Annotated in this window: 3 protein-coding genes; 1 reads left to right on the forward strand and 2 read right to left on the reverse strand. The window is 71.3% G+C overall.

Annotated elements, in window-relative coordinates:
• Window positions 1–85: 85 nt before the first annotated feature.
• Both G5C65_RS34070 and G5C65_RS34075 read right to left on the reverse strand, forming a co-directional pair.
• A complete protein-coding gene (locus G5C65_RS34070; protein ID WP_165302927.1) occupies window positions 86–1,582 on the reverse strand; it encodes a BNR repeat-containing protein in 1,497 nt (498 codons plus the stop codon).
• A gap of 60 nt (window positions 1,583–1,642) precedes the next feature.
• A complete protein-coding gene (locus G5C65_RS34075; protein WP_165302929.1) occupies window positions 1,643–1,963 on the reverse strand; it encodes an L-rhamnose mutarotase in 321 nt (106 codons plus the stop codon).
• A gap of 183 nt (window positions 1,964–2,146) precedes the next feature.
• On the opposite strand from G5C65_RS34075, the gene rhaI reads away from it, so the two are divergent.
• On the forward strand, window positions 2,147–3,297 hold a 1,151-nt coding region (rhaI, locus tag G5C65_RS34080), incomplete at its 3' end, for an L-rhamnose isomerase (RefSeq protein WP_165302928.1).

Raw genomic sequence — 3,297 nt, forward strand, 5'->3', positions numbered from 1 at the left:
TAAGAGACAGGTGCGGGACTGACCAGCCCCGGGCGGCCCCGCTGCGAACGGAAGGGGGCGCAGCGCACCATGTGCCCCCGGCCCGTCAGGCGGGCAGGGCGAAGTCGGCGACGCGGATCGGCGACGGCGTCGTCCCGCTGGAGCGCTGCTGGTAGAGGACGGAGAGCACGCTGCGGTCGCGCAGCCGCAGCTCGTCGATGAGGACCTCGCCGAACGCCTCCAGCCCGGCGCCGTCGTACAGGACCCTCCAGTCGCTCCAGCCGGAGTCCGCGGAGGCCGCGACGATCTTGCCCTTGGGCATCACCGCGTAGGCGTTGTCGTAGCGGTCGAAGGCGAGGCGGGTGCGCTGGGTGGAGTTCGGCGGCTCGGGGATCTCCGTCTTGTGCCACCGCCCGGACACGTCGCGGTACATGTGGAACGTGCGGCCGTTGGCGGTGCGGTCGGCGGAGTAGTCGGTGGTGCACTGCCCGAACCGCCCGGGAACGTACGACCACAGGGCGTGCGGGCGGCCGCGGGAGTCGACCGCCTGGCTCTCCTGGTTCATCAGGGAGTGGTCGGGGTTGATGGCCTCCGCGACGGTGCCGGAGTCGGTGACGGCGATGAGGTCGCCCGTCCCGGTGGCGGCGATGCGGGCGCCGGCGGCGTCGTGCCAGGTGCGGCCCCGGTCGGGGCTGGAGGCGTAGCACATGTCGTGGTTGGAGATGCCGCCGGGCGCGCACATCACCCCGCTGTTCTGCTCGCGCCAGGTGAAGAAGAGGTGCAGCGTGCCGGAGGCGTCGTAGTCGAAGCCGTGCACGTACATGTTGCGCCGGTCGCTGCTGCCGTGCCCGCTGCTGTAGCGGCCGGCGGCGGAGGAGAAGGCGCCGAGGTCGGACCAGGTGCCGTTGTCGTACTCGGCGAGCGCCGCCTGCCCGTTGCCGGAGACGCCGCGGCGGTGGAGCAGTTGCAGCGCGCCGGTCGGGGCGGCGAGGAACTGCGGGTAGGTGAACTGGTCGGTCAGCCCGACCCCGTCGAGGGTCGTCTGGACGCCGCCGAACCGCGCGGGCTCCCACCGCCGCGAGCCGGGCTCGTCCATCAGACCCGCCTCGGACTTGACGTAGAAGAACGCGTCGCTGTGCGAGTCCATGAGGATGTGCAGCCGCCCGTCCTGCGGGGAGACCCCCATCGAGATGACGTTGTGCGAGTCGTCGTAGCGCAGCTTGTGCGGCAGGGCCACCCGGGTCCACGGGCCGTCCGGGAGGGCGCGGCGGGCGATCGTCGCGCTGCGGTCGGCGCTGTACCAGGCCGCGTACTGGTGACCCCGGTAGGTGAGCACGCCGCTCTTCTGGAACGAGTTGTTGTTGACGAGGCCGTCGTACGAGACGAAGTACAGGGCGCGGGCGTCGAGCTGGGTGTCCGCGATACGGGTGACCGAGGGACCGGCGGCCGCCGGTCCCTTCGCCGCGGCGGCGGGGGCGGCGGCCGTGGCGAGGGGCAGCGCGGGCGCTGCGGCCAGCGCGGCGGCGCCGAGCAGGACGCTGCGCCGGGCGGGGGCCTGCGTCTGTGTCTGTGTCTGGGTCTGGGTCTGTGGGTTCTGCGTCATCGCTGGAGCCCTTTCGTGAGGGATGGGGCGGCGGGGTGCCGCTGGGCCGGGGCCCGCGCGTCAGTCCAGGTGGAAGACCTCGGCGAGGGGCCGCATCGCCTCGTCGGGGCCGCGGCCGTCCAGGTCCTCGAAGAAGCCCGCCATCTCGGCCTGCCAGCGGGCGTTGACCCCGGTGGCCGCCATCGCGGCCTGCGCGGCCTCGAAGTCCCCGGTCTCCAGATAGCCGACGAGCAGCCCGTCCTCGCGCAGGAAGAGCGAGTAGTTGCGCCAGCCGGCGGCGGAGAGCGCGGCGCGCATCTCGGGCCACACCTCGGCGTGCCGGGCGCGGTACTCGTCGAGCCGGTCCGCACGGACCTTCAGCAGAAAGCAGACGCGGGGCACGGCGGCTCCAAGGGGCATCGGAGATGCATGAGGAGAGAGCATGAAAGGTTTCAAATTGGTGCCACGGAAGGTAGGGGCGACCGGAATCGACCGTCAACCCCTCGTGGGATCCGACGAGGGGAGGTTGACGCTGCACACTCGGCACCCTAATGTCTTGTTTGAATCGTTTCACATTGGAGAGTCATGAGTCAGCCCACCGCACAGGGGAGCCGGGAAGCCGCCAAGGCAGCGCTCAGGAAGCAGGCGATCGAGACACCGTCATGGGCGTACGGGAACTCCGGAACACGTTTCAAAGTGTTCGCCCAGCCCGGCGTGCCCCGCACTCCGGAGGAGAAGCTGGACGACGCGGCGCGGGTGCACGCGCACACCGGCGTGGCCCCGACGGTCGCGCTGCACATCCCCTGGGACCGCGTCGACGACTACGCGGCGCTCGCCGCCCACGCCAGGGAGCGCGGCCTGCGGCTGGGCGCCGTCAACGCCAACGTCTTCCAGGAGGACGACTACCGGCTCGGCAGCGTCTGCCACCCGGACCCGCGCGTGCGCCGCAAGGCGCTCGACCACCTGCTGGAGTGCGTGGACATCATGGATGCCACCGGCTCCCGGGATCTGAAGCTGTGGTTCTCCGACGGCACCAACTACCCCGGCCAGGACGACATCCGCGACCGCCAGGACCGGCTCGCCCAGGCGCTGTCCGCCGTCTACGACCGGCTGGGCGACGACCAGCGGCTGCTGCTGGAGTACAAGCTCTTCGAGCCCGCGTTCTACACGACGGACGTGCCGGACTGGGGGACCGCGTACGCGCACTGCCTGCGGCTCGGCGAGAAGGCGACGGTGTGCGTCGACACCGGGCACCACGCGCCCGGCACCAACATCGAGTTCATCGTGGCGTTCCTGCTGCGGGAGGGCAGGCTCGGCGCGTTCGACTTCAACTCCCGGTTCTACGCGGACGACGACCTGATGGTGGGGGCCGCCGACCCCTTCCAGCTCTTCCGGATCATGTACGAGGTGGTGCGGGGCGGCGGGCTGTCGCAGGGCGTCGCGTTCATGCTCGACCAGTGCCACAACATCGAGCCGAAGATCCCGGCCATCATCCGCTCCGTGCTGAACGTGCAGGAGGCCACGGCCAAGGCGCTGCTGGTCGACCGCGCGGCGCTGGGCGCGGCGCAGCGCGAGGGCGATGTGCTGGGGGCCAACGCGGTGCTGATGGACGCGTTCAGCACGGATGTGCGGCCGCTGCTCGCCGAGCTGCGCGAGGAGCTGGGACTGGACCCGGACCCCGTTGCCGCGTACGCCCGTTCGGGCTGGGCCGAGAAGATCGTCACGGAGCGGGTGGG

Origin of the sequence: Streptomyces boncukensis (assembly GCF_011045075.1) — a bacterium.
Lineage (GTDB): Bacteria > Actinomycetota > Actinomycetes > Streptomycetales > Streptomycetaceae > Streptomyces > Streptomyces boncukensis.

Bases quoted from the DNA above. Each gene is read 5' to 3' on its own strand.
- G5C65_RS34070 (WP_165302927.1), bottom strand. From the start codon at position 1,582: ATGACGCAGAACCCACAGACCCAGACCCAGACACAGACACAGACGCAG.